Genomic DNA, 17483 nt, shown 5'->3' with positions numbered 1-17483 from the left:
ATAGATGCAAGAGGAAGAAACAAGACAGGGATTTACAGCCGAGATGATTGAGACGATGGCGAGCATCTGGACACGTTCCACCATTACATTAATAGATGTACGCTCTCAGAATGTAGCGTCACAATACCCGTTGGAACAATATAAAATGCCTAGTAGCATGTTTATCTATGCATATGGGGGAGAAGCGCAAATCCAACTTAATGAAACCACATTTGGAATGGAACGCTTCGGTTTAGTTCACGGCGGGAAGGGGAGCCTGCTCAGTATTACGCCTAAAGAGGAGATTGTGAAGACCTTTATGGTGTTTTATAGAGCAGAGTCACCTCTCTTTTTCAAGAAACATCTGCAGCAATTACTAGAGCAAGTAAATCCATTTGTTCAACAGTTTGGTTATACGCCAAGTAATCCCATCTTGCTACGCGATTGGTTCCAACGGATGATGAATGGCTGGAAACGTGGCAAAGCGATGGACCATCTACAGGCCAAAAGTTTTCTATATCAATTGATTCAAGAGGTGTACAGAGATCTTGAAGGTGGTGAGATTCGGTATCTCCAGCCAGATCCAGCCTGTTCTGCCAAGATATATCTCGATAAACATTACAGGGAGCCGATTATGTTTCAACAAATTGCCGATATGTTTGGGATCAGTGGTGGACAATTGACACGGTTGTTCAAAAAAAGGGAAGGGATGAACTTACAGGAGTATCTCATTCAGAGAAGGATTGAAGCTGCCTGTCATGGCTTGAAACATACAGAAGCAACGATTAAAGAAATCGCAACAGGAGCTGGTTTCGCAGATCAGAAGAACCTGTTCCGAATGTTTAAGAAACATTACAAGATGACACCAAGTGATTATCGGAAAATAAACGCACTATCCATGCAGGTTGATGGTATTGATAATGATTCTCATCTCTCTTACGATGAGAAGGAACTAGCGAGTCTAGTCAAGTCTTATAGAGATGGGGAATCAATTATGTTTGGATCATTAAGAAGTAAAGAAATGATTTTGGCAGCTGCGATAAGCATGATGCTGTTATTAACGGCATGTACGTCAGGGACGCCAGCGAATAATGGGGGAACGGTGAATACAACACCTGCGCAGACACAGCAGACGGCACAACAGGAAGGGTCGGAGACAAAAGCTTCAGAAGCCGTCTCGCAGACCAGAACGATATCCACAGTTAAGGGTGATGTTGAGGTACCTAACAACCCTCAGCGAGTTGTAGTGGATTATTTGGTTGGTGATGTGGTAGCCCTAGGTGTAACTCCTTTAGGTGTGGCAAGAGCGGCAAGGGGGGAGACGGAGCCTGTTTATGCTAACCAGATTACAGACTCCATTAAAGTAGCCATGGAGCCGGAAGATATCATGACGCTTGAGCCTGATCTCATCATTTTGGCATGGAGCGATGAGTCATATGATGATTTATCCAAAATTGCCCCGACCATTTATGTTCCTTATGGTGATATGACTACAGAAGAGCGGATACATTTTATTAGCGATGTTTTGAACAAACAGGAAGAGGCTAAGGCTGTTTTGAATGCTTATAACGGAAAAATCGAAGAATCCAAGCTAGCCTTTCAGAATGCGGGTCTATCCGATGTGAAGATTACGGTTGGAGAATTCAGTGATAAAAGTAACTACATAGCTGGGGCCAAGCATGCGGTTGGTGAGCTTGTTTACAATGAACTTCAATTGCAGGCACCTCCAAAGGTCCAAACGGATATTATCGACGCAGATAAATATTGGGGCGATGTCTCCATGGAAGTATTACCCGCTTACTCTGGGGATTATATGATCTTCTTAGGAGATGGAAACGTTGCTGCTGATAATGCAGTGTGGAATTCCATACCTGCTGTGCAACATGATCGGATCGTAAAAGTGGATTCCTCGCTATCTTGGTCCACCGATGTAATGACTTCCAGTGCATTGATAGATTATATTGTTAGTCAATTGCTGGCATTAGCTAAATAAGAGTTAGAACGAAATTTTATCTAAGAACTCCAAATTTTCAAACATGACTAGTCGAATTTATGGACGTTAATATCCATATTCGTTTGGATTGTCAATAGGTAATGAAAGGGAAACGAGATGAAAAGCAAGCCTGAACGAAAACGCCGTGGGGCGATGAACTTCACCATGTACATGGTAGTAGGGCTTGGATTAACGGTCCTCATGTCGGCGGCATCAATTATGTTTGGTGCTGCTGATATGAGGTTAGCAACAGTATGGGAGGCTATTTTCCGATTTGATCCAATGCTCACTGAACATCAAATTATTCAAACGATGCGTCTCCCGCGTACCGTAGCTGATCTGATCGTTGGGTGCAGCCTTGCGGTATGTGGTGCGATCATGCAGGGGACGACTCGCAACCCACTGGCCGACTCCGGGCTGATGGGGATTAGCTCTGGCGCGGCATTTGCAATTGCACTATGCCTAGCCTTTCTGCCGGGTTATTCGTATTGGCAGATGATGTTGTTCGCTTGTCTGGGAGCAGCGATCGCCACCGGTATGACTTACTTTACCGCGTCACTGGGTAATCGCGGAATGACGCCTCAGCGGCTTGTACTGGCAGGTCTGTCTATTTCAATGTTGTTTGGCGCACTCAGTCAGTATTTGGCGATCAATTATGACCTGGGCCGAGCATTGACATTCTGGACAGCGGGTAGTACAGCGGGTGTCAAATGGGGAGAATTGCTGATTATCTCACCGCTCTTTGTTGGTGGCATACTGCTGGCACTGGCGCTATCCCCTTCCGTTACACTGCTCAGTTTGGGAGATGATGTGGCAAGTGGACTCGGCATTCGAAGCGGACTGGTCAAGATTTTGTCGACCATTATTGTACTCGTGTTGACTGGATTGGCTGTTGTTGTGGTTGGCCCGGTTGGTTTTGTGGGTCTGATTACTCCACATATTGTGCGATATATGGTAGGTGTCGACTATCGATACATTATTCCGGCAGCGGCGTTATATGGTGCGTTGTTGACCGTATCGGCCGATTTGGCTGGACGCTTGATCAATAAACCGTTCGAAACGCCGATTGCGATTATATTCTCTATCATTGGTGTGCCGTATTTTCTCTTCTTGGCACGAAGACAAAGGAGGGAATATGAATGACCAAGCGGCGTTATACGGTGAAACGAGGCATTGTCATCAATGTAGTGCTTATGGTGCTCATCCTTGTGATTGCTATTATTAGCATGAATTCTGGCAAGATGAATCTTTCACCGCTAGAAGTCCTGAACGTTCTCATAGGAAACGGTACCGATAAGCAAAATCTGATTGTGTTTGATTTTCGTCTGCCACGAATTGTACTTTCGATCTTGGTAGGTCTGGGAATGGGAGCGGCGGGGGTCGTGATGCAGAGTTTGCTGCGTAATGACATGGCTAGTCCTGGTACACTGGGAATTAGTTCGGGATCGGGTTTGTTTGTTCTGTTCTTCGTTGTATTCATTGCATCCACAGGAAAGAGTTCCTTCATTGCTCTGCCTCTCTTGGCTTTTGTTGGCGGACTATTGGCGGCGGGCTTGATCTTCTTATTATCGTATCGCCGCGGGCGAGACATATCGCCAATCGGTTTGATCTTGACCGGGGTCGCGCTAGGAAGCGGATATGGGGCGCTGACGACATTCTTGACACTTAAGCTGGATGATTCGCAGATGAACTTCATGCTGTATTGGCTCGCGGGTAGCCTATGGGGCGATGATTGGGGCTATATTTCCATACTGACACCATGGGTCTTGATCTTACTCGGCTATATTTTTTACAAGGCTCGCATACTGAATGCCCTCCATCTGGGCAATCAGACAGCACAGGGGCTTGGGGTTTCCGTGAAACGGCAGTTCTTGGGGTTGTCCATCGCTGCTGTTGCTTTATCCTCTGGCAGTGTAGCCGTGGGAGGGAGCTTCTTTTTCGTTGGCTTGATCGCTCCGCATATGGCCAGAAAACTGGTCGGTCCCGATCACAAATTGCTCATTCCGGCTGCCAGCTTGGCCGGGGGACTAGTCGTGGTGCTGGCGGACACGATTACGCGCACGGTTAGCCTGGTAGGAGATGTGCCGACAGGAATCGTTATTACAGTCATTAGTGTTCCATATTTTCTTTATTTGCTAGCAAAAGCGAAATAACACAATCAATGAAACGGTCTGGATTTTTTGTGAAAAACAGCTCGATTGAACTGCACGCTGCGTTTAAAAGTAGAATGCAAAATATGAAGTTTAATAATTGAAGCTAGCTTGCATTACCGCTATATTTATTATTCAATAGCATATAAAAAAGGATGCCATTACGAGGATATCGTATTGGCATCTTTTGGATTTTTCTCATTATTGGATAGTCAAGTTGATTACTTTAAAATTACACCAGGATTTATATGGAAGGCTCATCTGACAGCTGGAAACGGGAAAAGAAATACCAGATGAGCTCGCGACGGGAGGATACCTTGGTTTTGGCGAAAATGGATTTTAAATGATCCTGAACCGTGTATACAGAAATATGCATCGCGGCTGCAATCTCTTTGGAAGAGTAGCTGCGCAATACATAACCAAGCAGTTCCCGTTCTCGACTGGATAATCCATGGCTCTCGGCAAGCAAGGGCAGCAGATCCTGCGGCATCGCCTGCTCCAGACGAATGGCAATCTGATGGGGTCCTGTAAGCTGTTGCATGAGGCTGGCATGAAGTATAAGGTAACGCCCATCCGGAAGTTGAGTGCAAACTTTGGATGGTGAGTCGGGAGCGTTCTGAGTATCAACAGCCCGTTCTGCCTGATTCTTGCGTTGCAAGTGGGAACTCACTGCACGTACCGGACGTGGCAGAACGTCTGGCCCTACATGTTCCAGCATACGTAACTGGGACAGCCAATACTCTGCCGGGGCATTCAGGGATAAGAGCTGGAACGTATCCGAGGTGATCAAAATTCCGGGTTCGACGGGACTTCCACTCGTGATCTCATCAATCAGTGTCAGGCTCGTGGATCGCAGCATGGATGCAATAGAAGTGGTCCAGGACTGAATCATTAACCGCTCCTCCTCTGTAAAGACAGCACTTTCTGTCTTACGATATAGGGTCAGATATCCCCAACAAGCGTCTCCACTGACCAATACAGTGCGCAGTTCATCACCGAACCCCGCTGGCTGAAGAATGTTGACATACCTTGAGCTTTGTTCAGGGTGTGTGTTCACGGATGCATGAAGTATAGCTGTATGTTCACCGCTTCGTATTAACTCAGCGTATTTATGTATATCTTCTTCCATGTATTCATTGACGAATAACCGATCGTGAATGGCTTCAATGCCTTCTTCTGTCACAGCCCCTGTGGAGAGAAGAGTCAGGGGATCAACGGTGGTGAAACAGTACGCGTCGTATGGTACAACCGTAAGGATCTGCTTCAAAACGGCTTCCCGGTAGGTACGTGAGGTCCAAGTTCCCTTTTCAAGAGAAGTGATAAGTCTGTGGCTCCGATTAATACGTAATGTCAACAAAATTTCTCCTCTCTCTAATGCGCATATCCCAATGTTCTGGGATTGTAGGCTGGGCGTATCCTTCTATAATGAAATTAGACGAACAACGAGTCAAGTCTAACTTCAATTCAAGAGGAGTGCGGTGTCCATGAATCACAATCCATCACCGATGAGCTGGGAAACAGCAGATGTTCATCGTTACGAACAATCGATAGCCCTGAAAATTCCAGGGTATTCTCATATGCATGATCTAATGGAACGACTGCTTGCAGCATCACTTACGAATAACAACGATATTCGTATACTTGTGGCCGGAGCAGGAGGGGGGAAAGAAATTGCTCTGCTTGGATCACGCCATTCCGGGTGGATGTTCACCGGAGTAGATCCCTCACAACCCATGCTGCAACTTGCAGAAGAAAGAGTCGCAGAAACAGGCATCGGTTCCAGAGTGAGACTGCAACCTGTCACGGTTGAAGAATTACCGGAGGATATTTTATATGATGGAGCGACAAGCATGCTCATGTTGCACTTCCTTCAGGGGATGGAGGCCAAGAGAGCATTCCTGACGAGCCTTGCAGCGAGACTTAAACCGGGTGCACCCCTAATCATTGCGGCTGTAAATGCCGATCTTCGTTCACCTGCACATCCAGTCATGATGCAAGCTTGGAAGGATCACATGTTGAGTGCAGGTGTGCTTCCGGAAGAGTGGGAGCGCTTTGCTGCATCTCTGGGCCACGAATCCGATCCCATATGCTCTGAAGAGATGACTCAGCTACTGACCGAATGCGGATTCTCACATATTACACGTTACTTCGGGGCGTTCTGGGTGGAGGGGTATTATGCAAGTCGAAACTAATGTGAAGCCTGTGAAAGATCAGATCTGGGTAGTCGGCGGTTATGGTCAAGTGGGGCAGATGATATGTACTCAGCTGGGACGTATGTTTCCGGGTAAAGTATGGGCAGCGGGAACACGCATGAACCGTGCGGAAGAATTCAGCCGATCAACAGGTGGTGCGGTACTGCCCCTGCAACTGGATGTGACCAAACCTTTGGAGGCATCCATGTTACGGTCTGTGAAGCTGGTCATCATGTGTGTCGATCAGAGCGATACCCGGTTTGTTGAATCCTGTGCACAAGCTGGAACGGACTATATTGATATTTCTGCAAAATATGATTTTCTCGCCCAGGTTGAACAACTGCACACCAAAATGCAACGTTCCAAATCGACCGCGATCCTCAGCGTTGGATTATCACCGGGAGTGACTAACCTGCTTGTACGCGAAGCGACCATGCATATGGATCAGGTGGAGGAAGCAGATATTACTGTGATGCTGGGACTTGGGGAGAAACACGGAAAAGCTGCTGTGGAGTGGACCGTTGATCAGATGAATGCTACCTACCAGGTGATGCAAAAAGGCAAACCTGCTGAGGTGCAAAGTTTCGGAGATGGCAAAAGGATTGACTTTGGAGCAAAACTGGGGATCCGGAAGGCATACCGATTTAACTTTTCGGACCAACATGTGGTTGCTCGAACGTTACGTATTCCAACTGTCTCTACCAGACTATGCCTGGACTCACGCTGGATCACAAAATCCATGGCAATCTCCAAACGTGCAGGGTTGTTTTCTTTGCTCCGTATGCCGTCTATTCGGAGTGGAACGGTTAAGGCATTTGGACTTATTCCCGGAGGAGAGGCAATGTATGCGGTCAAGGTCGATGCGGTAGGATGGGAAAATGGTGAACAAGTCCGCGTCGAACAACTGCTCGTTGGCGATAAGGAAGCAGATGCGACAGCAGCCGTAGCAGCAGCCTTGGCAGAACGCGTATATACAACAGAGTTGCCTCATGGTGTGTTTCATATTGAACAGGTTCTTTCTTTGCAGGACATTCAGGATGCACTTCATACGCCACTGAAGGTGACAACCAAGATCACCTAGCTTCATGTTCTTTTGCTGGCACCCTCCGATCTGCTATGATGGAATTATGGATCTAGTACGATTGGAGGGAAATCATGGACTGTATTGCCGTATTACCATATTACAGAGTACAGCGAGAGGTAACCGCCATTTCGCAGGAGATTGAAATGAATGCCCGTACCATGACCCTCTATTCGGATCGAATCGTGACCAAGTACAGGGAGTTTCTGATTACAGAAGTGTTCGATATGTCTTTTCGCCGAATGGGGAAGGAAGGCGGATTCTTCTATTTGCATACCAGCACAGGTGTTTTTCCTTATATGGTGGAGATTGATCCCAAGCCATTTATTCAAACGTTTCATCAAGTGGCGACTGCGCGAATAAAATGATTGACCTTACCGCTACGTGAAGCCTTACGCTGGTTTGGTGACAAATACATCCAAACCAGAGGAGTGTAAGTACATGAGTATTTTGATTCAGCAAGCGACGATTCTAACGATGCAAGAAGCCGAAGCGCCGTTTACCGGAGATATTCGTATTGAGGGAAATCAGATCGTGCAGATCGCCAGTCATATCATGCCTAAGCCTGGGGATGAGGTGATCAATGGTCGAAATAAACTGGCGATGCCCGGTCTTGTGAATGCACATCAGCATTCGCCTATGAGCCTGCTTCGGGGTTTTTCAGATGACCTGAAGCTGATGGATTGGTTGGAGCGCAAGATGCTGCCTGCCGAAGGACGGATGACACCCGAAGATATTTACTGGGGAGCCCAATTGTCTATCGCGGAGATGATTCGTTCAGGAACGACTGCTTTTGCCGATATGTATATTCATATGAATGAGATTGCGGAAGCGGTCAAGGAGACAGGCATACGTGCATCGCTGACACGCGGTATGGTTTTTATGGAGGATGATGGAGGACGCAGACTGCAAGAAGCGATTGATCTGGTGCAGCGCTGGTCTGGGAAAGCGAATGGGCGAATTACAACGATGTATGGACCACATTCTCCTTACACTTGTCCGATGGAACCGTTGCGTGAGGTCATTGCGATAGCTGTTCAGGGCGATATTCCACTACACATTCATCTGGCGGAAACGAAGGAAGAGGTAGAGAAGGTTCGCAGCCGTTATGGCATGACACCAACGGAGTATTTAGAGGAAGCAGGCATGTTTGAGCGAGCACATGTGCTACTGGCTCATGGAGTACATCTGAATCCTCAAGACATTAGCAGGCTGAAGGGCATGCGCGGCGGTGTCGCTCATAATCCGGTTAGTAACCTGAAACTCGGATGTGGCATTGCTCCGATTGAGGCGATGATCACAGAAGGAATTACGGTGGGAATCGGGACAGATGGAGCAGGGAGTGCAACAACACTGGATATGTTCGAAGAAATCAAGGCTGCATGCTGGCTACAAAAGCTGGACTACGGTGATCCAACCCGACTTCCAGCACGTCAAGTGCTTGATATGGCAACCCGTGGGAGTGCGAAATTGCTTTCACTACAGAATGAAGTAGGGATGCTAGCGCCTGGTTATACAGCAGATCTCATTCTGATTGATCTTGCTAAACCTCACCTACAGCCCGTTCATAATGTTGAGTCGCTTCTGGCCTATAGCGCGAATGGAGCAGATGTGCATACTACCATTGTGGATGGAAAGATCTTGATGCAGGATAGAAAGTTGCTCACGATCGATGAGGATGTGTTATATCGTGAAGTGAGCACTCGCGCAAAGCGGATTGTGGAAGGAATCTAACTATTCCCGATTGTCTTGATTAATTGAATTACTAAAGGGAAGTTTTCTAATAAATCATCCGGTAAATGGCTGAGTCATTCACCGGATACCTGCTCAAATAAATGTATTTTATTTGCGCGAGAGGGAAGGTTCCTTAGACGCTGTTTTGTTTTATTTCAAGTATTGCTGTATTTCACCCGAAACTTGATTAGCAGATGAAGCGTTAGTTGCTGGGGCAAAATAGCGAGAATCATTTTTAGCGTGAATCAAATATAACTTTTTGAATTTAGGATCAGTCCATAGAATGATATAAAAATCATCCGATTTTGTTCGATTTTTATTGGCGACAATTGGAAAATAAATGTCTCCATTCATTTTTTGTTTTAACTTGGTCATTAAACGATCTGCTCTGTCAGGTTCAAAAACATCGTACACCTCATGATCAATAACCATGATCCCTTTAAAACGGGTAGGTGTAAAAAAATTACGATAACCTTTTAACTCAACTTGAATTTTAATCGTTTCTCCGTCTAACGTACTAGCTGTATAATCTTGTTCAATGTTATAAGGTAATTTATAAAAGATGAACAGCGCAATAAAACTAACGAAGAAAATGATGAGCATAATTCGAATTCGTTTTTTTATAATATAACCGCCTTTCTTTAAGCCATTACCTCGAATGACCTGTCCGAAGAATCAATTTTTTTGATTTTCCTCATCGTTGGTAATATGTTCGGAACTTGAGGTAACTGCTGGCGTGCAATTTACTGTATTAATATGAAGTATAACATGTAATATATTGGAATACATACTCTGTTGTTGGTATATATGAGTGGGCGAATGTATGTTTATAATGAGCTCTACATGGGAATCTGAGCATATTGAAAAATATTTTTTTACGAGATGAATCGGAAATGGAAATTTTTTGATGATTGAAACGCTATGGGAGCTTATCCCATGGCGTTTTTTGTCGATTGTTAACTGGTAATAGTTCTATAGACCTGTTCAGAATCGGTTCAGAATAGGTCGTTATACTTGGTATGTATCTATATAAATTTCAGATAAACACGAGGAGGAACATGAATTGAAGGGGAAAAATAAACACAAAAAATTAAAGCCGATCATGAAAAAAAGCATGTTAGCCGCGCTAGGATTAAGTATTGCTTTACCTTTAGCCGGATCACTTCCTCCAGTTCAAGCAGGAGCGATTGGCCCAAGAATCGAAATTTCAGGCCCTGTACTTAATGATGGTATCCAATGGTTAAATCGTTCTTCAAGTGATACTGATCAACTTAAAGTACCAATTAAAGTCCAAACTGGTAATACAATAACGATTGATCTGAGCACTCATTTTCCGGAAGATAAGTTTAGTGGGATCAGCGCAGTTGCTCAAAATGTATATGAAATAGATGCACCCAATATAGCACAGGTATATGTAAATGATGGAAATCAATTGGTAGTCACTCCCTACAGAAGTGGCATAATTAACATAAAGTTACAGGCGAACTATACTCCTAATCAGCAACTTAGCCTGATAGAATCGGAGCCGCAAAATATCAATCTCAATCTAGTGCCGCACGAAATCGTTACAGACAATATCCAGCTCCACATTAGTAAAAAAGGAGATTTGAACGGTGATGATAAGGTTGATTCTGCCGATGCAGTTATTCTAAAGAATTACTTTAGCAGAATCACTCGTCGTAGCCATTCTGAGATTGAAAAGAACAGATTGGATATTAACCGTGATGGATTTGTAACCTTAGCGGATATGAGTGCCTTTTTGGAAGGGTATGCCTCTGGACATCTTGGTGCAAAGGATAATAGCTATATTTTGAGTTTTATGGATGAACAGGATGAGGCAATAGTTCTTAATAAAACATTACAGGGTGAAGTGCAGACAGGTAACAGCGTATGGAGTGATGTTGAAATCTGGAATGCTGATAAAGGTACCAACGTACCTTTGACTTATCAGTGGTATACGGCAACTTCAGCGGATCTAGAAGGGTTAAGTTTCAATGAGAAAATAAATGGCGCTATTCATAGTAGTTACACAATTGGAAATGAAGAGGTTGGCAAGTATCTTGTTCTTTCAGTTACACCGACTGATATGCACCTCGCTCCTTTCTATTTTGTAACTAAAACAAAAGTTCCAAATTCAAATTCTGACACAGATCCAACACCAACACCAGATCCAACACCAACACCAGATCCAACACCAACACCAGATCCAACACCAACACCAACACCAACACCAGATCCAACACTAACACCAACACCAGATCCAACACCAACACCAACACCAGATCCAACGCCAACACCAACACCAGATCCAAACGAAAGCCCTTAAAAGCTACTATTTTTACTATGTGAATACTGATTTTCAAATCATAGATTCGTGAATATAGACATGGAGGTTATTACATGCTTCAAACGAAAAAGAAACGTCCAAGATTGAGAAAAACAATGTCAGGTCTGATTATGTTGACGTTATTTTCATCCCTGGTATTCCCGCTTTCCGCAGGGGCTGAAAGTTCCCAACCATCGTTCTCACAGGTCGAATTTACGAACAAAAATGTGCAGGCGGGTCAAACCGTTACGGTTCCTGTTGTTCTAAAAGAAACGGAGATCCCAATTAAGGCGTATAACATGCAAATTAATTATGATACAAGCGCTTTGGAGGTTGTCGGGATCACACCTAGAACGGGTAACACGAATCCTTCATTCACAACAGTGATTAGTCCGGCTGATTTCTATGCTAACGTCAATAGCGAGGAGGGCTGGGTACGGATTATCTGGGTAGGTACAGAACAGCAGGATTGGATCTCTAAAGGAGAGCAACTATTCACAATCCAGTTTAAAGCTAAAAACAATGCAACTCCTGGACAAAAACTGCTCAAAGTGAATCTGAATGATTCAGAACATTGGCATTTTGAAAATGTTGAACCCGTGTATGAAGCATCTGCCCAATTAATGGGTGGAACAATCACCATTACAACAGCTAGCTCAGGCGGTAACTCTAGCTCGCCTTCGACGGGTTCATCAGGTGGGGGCTCAGCGGCACCATCTCCTGTAACATCTGCACCAACCACATCTTCAACTCCAGTGGCAACTAAAGGCGTAGATATTTACGTGAACGGACAAAAGCAGGAGCAGTCGGCAACGGCATCAACATCAACGATAGATAACAAGGTAACAACAACGATTCATGTGGATAACAATAAAGTGATTAATCAAGTGGGGAACGGACTTCGTACGTTGTTGCTCCCAGTTACAGGCACAGGTACGAACGCGGTCGTTGGTGAATTGAACGGTAAACTGGTCAAAACGATGGAAGGCAGCAATGCACAGGTTGTTATCCAAACGGATACAGGAACATATACCCTTCCAGCCAGTCAAATCAAGGTCGATCAGATCGTAAGACAGCTTGGTGGCTCAGCATCTTTGGAAGATGTAAAGTTCCAAATTTCCATTGTACCAAGCAATGACACAAAGAAAGCAGCGATTGAGGCGGCAGCAAGTAAAATGAATAATACAACGGTAATTGCGGCTCCGGTTGATTTCGAGGTCAAAGCCGTTTATCAAGGACAACAGGTCGATGTGAATCGCTTCAATTCGTATGTAGAGCGTACGATCATATTGCCTAAAGACACTGACGGCTCCAAGATTACCACAGGTGTTGTGCTTCAAGCGGATGGTACAATGCTGCATGTGCCAACTAAAGTGATCAAAGGTACAACCAATGATGCTGCGGTAATTAACAGCTTGACAAACAGTACGTATGCGCTGATTTACCATCCTGCAACGTTCACGGATATCTCCAATCACTGGAGTCGCACGGATGTTGAGGATCTGGCTTCACGTCTAGTTGTAGAAGGTGCAGGAGATAACACATTTGCACCGGACCGCAGTATTACACGTGCAGAGTTTACCGCTGTTTTGCTAAGAGGTCTTGGTTTGCATTCTCCTGAAAGTGCAGTTACGACGACATTTACAGACGTGAACGCAAATAGCTGGTATGAAAATGAAGTGCAAACCGCAGTTTCCTACGGACTGATCTCCGGTTACACGGATAACAGCTTCCGTCCAAACGACGAAATATCCCGTGCCGAAGCGATGACGATTGTTTCACGTGCGATGAAACTGGTAGACCTGGCCAAAGCAGATGCATCCGAAACTGCAAACCTGCTGGATTCATACAGTGATGGCAGCAAAGTCCAAGCATGGGCTGCAGAGCCTGTAGCATCAGCGATTAAGCAAGGTCTGGTACAAGGTGCTGACGGAAAACTGATGGCAGACGCTGACATTAGCCGTGCACAGACGGCAGCTATTGTGAAACGTTTACTCGCTAAAGCTGGATTGATCTAATTTATTTTTAAATGATTCTTCATTAAAAGGTAATCCCAACAACATGGAACACCTGTCGTTCGTTTAACGTTATCGTTGAATGAACGACAGGTGTTTTTGATTTCTAACAACAAATTACTTCTGTGTAATCCTAATTTTAACGAAAGCTTTGTTTAGCGGCAGATCATTTGATAATATAGAAGGGACGCCTCAGCAAACTTTTAATAGAAAAAGCATCTCACGCGTCTATGTGAATATATGAACAAAATCTATGTCGTTTGAACATTTTATTTACACAGTAACGGAGAGGACAGAAAAAACCTGGAAAAGCGAAGCGCTCGCATTTATCACCGGATTTTCCCTTAGAAAAAGGGAATCAAAAAATCTGGGGATAACAGCGATTGAAAGGTTATTCTGTCATCGGAGTGCTCCGTGTAAAGACCTTAAGTTCAACAGAATCTAGCGATTTTATAATACACAGAATGGAGCCATCCGATGAAATATCGCAATATGGAAGATTGCATTAACGATCTGGAGCAGCATGGTCATCTGATCAGGGTTAAGGAAGAGGTAGATCCGAATCTGGAGATGGCTGCAATTCACATGAAAGTACATGAGGCTAAGGGGCCTGCGCTATTATTTGAAAATGTAAAAGGTTCAAGGTTCAAAGCCGTATCGAATCTGTTCGGCACCGTTGAACGCAGTAAGTTCATGTTCCGCGAGACGCTGGAAGGTGTACAGCGGGTTATGGATGTACGAGACGACCCTATGAAGGCGCTCAAGACGCCATTCAAGCATATTCAAACAGGACTTGCTGCCTGGCAGGCATTGCCGAAGCAAAAATCCATCAGCCTTCCTGTTTCGGCGCAGGAGATCCAGATTTCTGATCTGCCGCTGATCAAACACTGGCCGATGGATGGAGGGGCGTTTGTAACCTTGCCTCAGGTGTATTCAGAGGACCCGGACAAACCTGGCATTATGAATTCTAATCTGGGCATGTACCGTGTACAGCTTAGCGGCAACGACTATGAGATGAATAAAGAGATTGGTCTGCACTACCAAATTCATCGCGGAATCGGAATCCATCAGGCCAAAGCTGTGAAAAAGGGAGAACCGCTGAAGGTCAGCATTTTCATCGGTGGGCCGCCAGCACATACGTTAGCGGCAGTGATGCCACTGCCAGAAGGTTTAAGTGAGATGACTTTTGCTGGCCTGCTTGCCGGACGCCGCTTTAGATATAGCTACAAGGATGGGTACTGCATCAGTAATGACGCCGATTTTGTTATTACAGGTGAGATTTACCCTGGCGAAACCAAGCCAGAAGGTCCTTTTGGCGACCATTTGGGTTATTACAGCTTGACTCATGAATTTCCGCTCATGCGTGTGCATAAAGTGTATGCCAAACCTAACGCAATCTGGCCGTTTACGGTTGTAGGTCGTCCGCCGCAAGAGGATACGGCATTTGGCGATTTGATCCATGAAATTACGGGAGATGCCATCAAACAGGAAATTCCGGGTGTAAAAGAGGTACATGCCGTGGATGCTGCTGGTGTACATCCATTGTTGTTCGCCATCGGCAGTGAACGTTACACCCCTTATACGGATGTAAAGCAGCCAACCGAGTTGTTGACTATTGCTAACCGAATTTTGGGGACAGGACAACTCAGCTTGGCGAAATACTTGTTTATTACAGCCGAAGATCAGCAGCCACTCGACACACATAAGGAAGTTGAATTCCTGACTTATATACTGGAAAGAATGGATTTGCAGCGGGATATACATTTTCATACGCATACAACCATTGATACACTAGATTACTCGGGTACGGGGCTGAACAGTGGCAGTAAGGTGGTACTGGCAGCTTACGGTGACAAGATTCGTGATCTGTGCAAAGAAGTGCCGGAGTCATTGAAAAATATTCGCGGTTATGAAAATCCGCAACTGATTATGCCGGGCATGGTTGCGATTCAGACAACTGCTTTCACGAATTATGCAGACACAGCAAAAGATATGAAAGACTTCGCGGATGTTCTGCAAGAACGTGGGGGATTGGAAGCTTGCCCGATGATTATCGTCTGTGATGACAGCTCGTTCCTAAGTGCGAACCTCAGCAACTTCTTATGGGCTACGTTTACGCGCAGTAATCCGTCGCATGACATGTACGGAGTGAACAGCAGTTATAATCACAAGCACTGGGGCTGTGATCAGATCATTATCGATGCGCGGGTGAAACCGCATCAGGCTCCGCCGCTAATTCCCGATGCGTCTATGGAGAAGGGGATTGAACGTTTTTTCGTAAAAGGAGCAAGCCTAGAATCCATTAAACTATAAAAGACTTTCGGAACGCTTTATAACGCCTTATATAGTTTCCGATATATCGAGTAGATTTTAGAGGAAGCTGATACAAAGTGGGGAAGTCCAAACGAGGTAATCGGGCTTCCTTTTTTGATGAGTTTGTTTAGAGCGGGTCTTGAAACTTGCTGATGTGCATCTTTTACTGCCTTTTCGCCCATGCTGCGTCACTTTCCCTTGACGTGCCGGTAGGTCTGCGGTAAATTTCTTGGCTTGGAATGAGAATTCAGCAGATTTGGCTTCCTTCAGCGTTTTCAGACACACCCTAGTTTATTTTCTTTGGAATATGTGAAAAAGCTAGAAAATCTCGTATACGCGAAAATAAAAACCGGGATCATACCATATTACCTATGAGGATAAAGTCTTAGATGTTCATGTTTGCCTGTATGATTAAGGTCATTTGGACTATGTAAGAAATGTTAGTTTCATACGATATAAGATGTATAAGTATGTCTTGGCCCCGAAGATCCGGGTGCTGTTAACTATAAACATTTGTTCAGGGGGAGTTCCGATTGAGAATCCATATTATGAACCTGCAAGACGGGGACCGTCTGACAGCGGATACGTTTAGTGATGCAGGATTGCACATTCTCGGAAAGGGGACTGTCATTCGAAGTGAGGATATTACCTTGCTCATGCAGCATCGTGTGGATTACGTAGATATTGAATTGCGTGATGAAGGAATTACCGAAGCGGAGTTTTTTGCAGCTTCTATGAAACATGCATCGGAATCAAGAAGTAACAGTACAACAAGCAGCACAAACACGGGTGAACAACCTCCTGAGGAAGAGATGAAGTCTCAATTCCTTCAGACTGTACATAATTATCAGAATGCGTTTCTGGAAGCGCTGACTGTAGGCAAATTTAATGCAACGATGGTGGATGATGCTCTGCAGCCGATGGTGGAAGGACTTGATGAGCAAAAGGACGTTGTACATCTCCTGATGATGCTGGAACGTGATGACGTTAACAACTACACCCATTCGATTCAGGTAGGTCTATTATCATTTTATATTGCTAGCTGGCTCGGATATTCGCAGGAAGAATGTTACAAGATCAGCCGCGGAGGTTACTTGCACGATATCGGCAAATGTAAAGTCCCACTTCGAATCCGGAATAAAACAGAGCCATTGACGGCGGACGAGCAGCTTGAACTGCAGCGTCATACCATCTACGGACATGAAATTATTAAAAACTCGATGACAGATGAAGTTACAGCCCTTGTAGCCTTGCAGCATCATGAACGAGAAGATGGCTCAGGCTATCCAATGCAAATCGGAAAAGGTGAGATTCATCCGTATACCCAAATTGTGTCCGTTGCTGATATTTACATTGGTATGCGGACCGGTAAACATGGTGCAAGCAATCCGAACCTGATCAACAATCTCAGGGATATCTATGGCATGGGATTTGGTAAATTGAATGAAAAAGCAGTTCAAGCGCTAATGCAGCATTTGCTACCTAACTTTATTGGAAAACAGGTACTGCTAAGCAATGGAGAGAAGGGTGTCATTGTTATGAACAATGCGTCCGATATTTTCAAACCGCTTATCAAAGTGGAGTCAGAAGAGTACCGGGATCTATCCAAAGAACGCACCCTTTCCATTAACGAATTGTTAATTTGAGTCATGAAAAAGAAGACCGTTGAAACGAGCCTCTTGTCCTTGGATGAGAAGCTC

13 protein-coding genes are annotated in these 17483 nt (G+C 44.9%); 11 read left to right on the top strand and 2 right to left on the bottom strand.

The features are described from left to right. Positions 1-4: 4 nt before the first annotated feature. The 3 genes from AB4Z30_RS04565 (at position 5) to AB4Z30_RS04555 (ending at position 4125) form a co-directional block, all read left to right on the top strand. Positions 5-1972 carry an AraC family transcriptional regulator gene (locus AB4Z30_RS04565; protein WP_441923707.1) on the top strand — a complete coding sequence of 656 codons (1968 nt, stop codon included), beginning with the start codon at positions 5-7 and terminating at the stop codon, positions 1970-1972. 117 nt (positions 1973-2089) lie between these two features. Next, positions 2090-3115, top strand: coding sequence for a FecCD family ABC transporter permease (locus AB4Z30_RS04560; protein ID WP_441923705.1), 1026 nt, complete (start codon positions 2090-2092; stop codon positions 3113-3115). Further along, positions 3112-4125, top strand: coding sequence for a FecCD family ABC transporter permease (locus tag AB4Z30_RS04555; protein ID WP_441923703.1), 1014 nt, complete (start codon positions 3112-3114; stop codon positions 4123-4125). Before AB4Z30_RS04560 ends, AB4Z30_RS04555 begins: the two co-directional genes overlap by 4 nt. 241 nt (positions 4126-4366) lie before the next feature. Here AB4Z30_RS04555 and AB4Z30_RS04550 read toward each other — a convergent pair whose 3' ends face one another. Next, entirely contained in the window at positions 4367-5476 is a 1110-nt protein-coding gene (locus tag AB4Z30_RS04550; protein ID WP_441923701.1) for a helix-turn-helix transcriptional regulator, read from the bottom strand. A gap of 130 nt (positions 5477-5606) precedes the next feature. Here AB4Z30_RS04550 and AB4Z30_RS04545 point away from each other — a divergent pair, with 130 nt between their 5' ends. From AB4Z30_RS04545 to AB4Z30_RS04530, 4 genes are all read left to right on the top strand, one after another. Next, positions 5607-6314, top strand: coding sequence for a class I SAM-dependent methyltransferase (locus AB4Z30_RS04545; RefSeq protein ID WP_441923699.1), 708 nt, complete (start codon positions 5607-5609; stop codon positions 6312-6314). After that, on the top strand, positions 6298-7395 hold the full coding sequence (locus AB4Z30_RS04540; RefSeq protein WP_441923697.1) for a saccharopine dehydrogenase family protein: 1098 nt from the start codon (positions 6298-6300) through the stop codon (positions 7393-7395). The genes AB4Z30_RS04545 and AB4Z30_RS04540 overlap by 17 nt, the downstream gene beginning before the upstream one ends. Positions 7396-7469: 74 nt before the next feature. Next, a complete protein-coding gene (locus tag AB4Z30_RS04535; protein WP_441923695.1) occupies positions 7470-7763 on the top strand; it encodes a hypothetical protein in 294 nt (97 codons plus the stop codon). 73 nt (positions 7764-7836) lie between these two features. Further along, complete coding sequence (locus AB4Z30_RS04530) at positions 7837-9129, top strand: amidohydrolase (RefSeq protein ID WP_441923693.1); 1293 nt, start codon at positions 7837-7839, stop codon at positions 9127-9129. Between the two features lie 150 nt (positions 9130-9279). Here AB4Z30_RS04530 and AB4Z30_RS04525 read toward each other — a convergent pair whose 3' ends face one another. Next, positions 9280-9732 (bottom strand): hypothetical protein, encoded by a 453-nt coding sequence (locus AB4Z30_RS04525; RefSeq protein WP_441923691.1) that lies wholly within the window; start codon positions 9730-9732, stop codon positions 9280-9282. 460 nt (positions 9733-10192) lie between these two features. On the opposite strand from AB4Z30_RS04525, the gene AB4Z30_RS04520 reads away from it, so the two are divergent. The 4 genes from AB4Z30_RS04520 (at position 10193) to AB4Z30_RS04505 (ending at position 17429) form a co-directional block, all read left to right on the top strand. Next, positions 10193-11455: a dockerin type I repeat-containing protein gene (locus AB4Z30_RS04520; RefSeq protein ID WP_441923689.1), complete on the top strand. Its 1263-nt coding sequence runs from the start codon at positions 10193-10195 to the stop codon at positions 11453-11455. A gap of 74 nt (positions 11456-11529) precedes the next feature. Next, a complete protein-coding gene (locus tag AB4Z30_RS04515; RefSeq protein WP_441923687.1) occupies positions 11530-13473 on the top strand; it encodes an S-layer homology domain-containing protein in 1944 nt (647 codons plus the stop codon). Between the two features lie 474 nt (positions 13474-13947). Then, positions 13948-15783: a UbiD family decarboxylase gene (locus AB4Z30_RS04510; RefSeq protein ID WP_441923685.1), complete on the top strand. Its 1836-nt coding sequence runs from the start codon at positions 13948-13950 to the stop codon at positions 15781-15783. 533 nt (positions 15784-16316) lie between these two features. Beyond that, positions 16317-17429: an HD-GYP domain-containing protein gene (locus AB4Z30_RS04505; RefSeq protein WP_441923683.1), complete on the top strand. Its 1113-nt coding sequence runs from the start codon at positions 16317-16319 to the stop codon at positions 17427-17429. Positions 17430-17483: the final 54 nt, after the last annotated feature.

The organism is Paenibacillus sp. 2TAF8, assembly GCF_052114825.1.
GTDB lineage: Bacteria > Bacillota > Bacilli > Paenibacillales > Paenibacillaceae > Paenibacillus.
The sequence above is the reverse complement of the archived record's forward strand: the minus strand, read 5'-3'. Positions and strand labels throughout refer to the sequence as shown.

What these genes read in the sequence shown, in the direction of transcription:
- AB4Z30_RS04565 (WP_441923707.1), top strand. Translation starts at nt 5, where the DNA reads ATGCAAGAGGAAGAAACAAGACAGGGATTTACAGCCGAGATGATTGAG.
- AB4Z30_RS04560 (WP_441923705.1), top strand. Translation starts at nt 2,090, where the DNA reads ATGAAAAGCAAGCCTGAACGAAAACGCCGTGGGGCGATGAACTTCACC.
- AB4Z30_RS04555 (WP_441923703.1), top strand. Translation starts at nt 3,112, where the DNA reads ATGACCAAGCGGCGTTATACGGTGAAACGAGGCATTGTCATCAATGTA.
- AB4Z30_RS04545 (WP_441923699.1), top strand. Translation starts at nt 5,607, where the DNA reads ATGAATCACAATCCATCACCGATGAGCTGGGAAACAGCAGATGTTCAT.
- AB4Z30_RS04540 (WP_441923697.1), top strand. Translation starts at nt 6,298, where the DNA reads ATGCAAGTCGAAACTAATGTGAAGCCTGTGAAAGATCAGATCTGGGTA.
- AB4Z30_RS04535 (WP_441923695.1), top strand. Translation starts at nt 7,470, where the DNA reads ATGGACTGTATTGCCGTATTACCATATTACAGAGTACAGCGAGAGGTA.
- AB4Z30_RS04530 (WP_441923693.1), top strand. Translation starts at nt 7,837, where the DNA reads ATGAGTATTTTGATTCAGCAAGCGACGATTCTAACGATGCAAGAAGCC.
- AB4Z30_RS04525 (WP_441923691.1), bottom strand. Translation starts at nt 9,732, where the DNA reads ATGCTCATCATTTTCTTCGTTAGTTTTATTGCGCTGTTCATCTTTTAT.
- AB4Z30_RS04515 (WP_441923687.1), top strand. Translation starts at nt 11,530, where the DNA reads ATGCTTCAAACGAAAAAGAAACGTCCAAGATTGAGAAAAACAATGTCA.
- AB4Z30_RS04510 (WP_441923685.1), top strand. Translation starts at nt 13,948, where the DNA reads ATGAAATATCGCAATATGGAAGATTGCATTAACGATCTGGAGCAGCAT.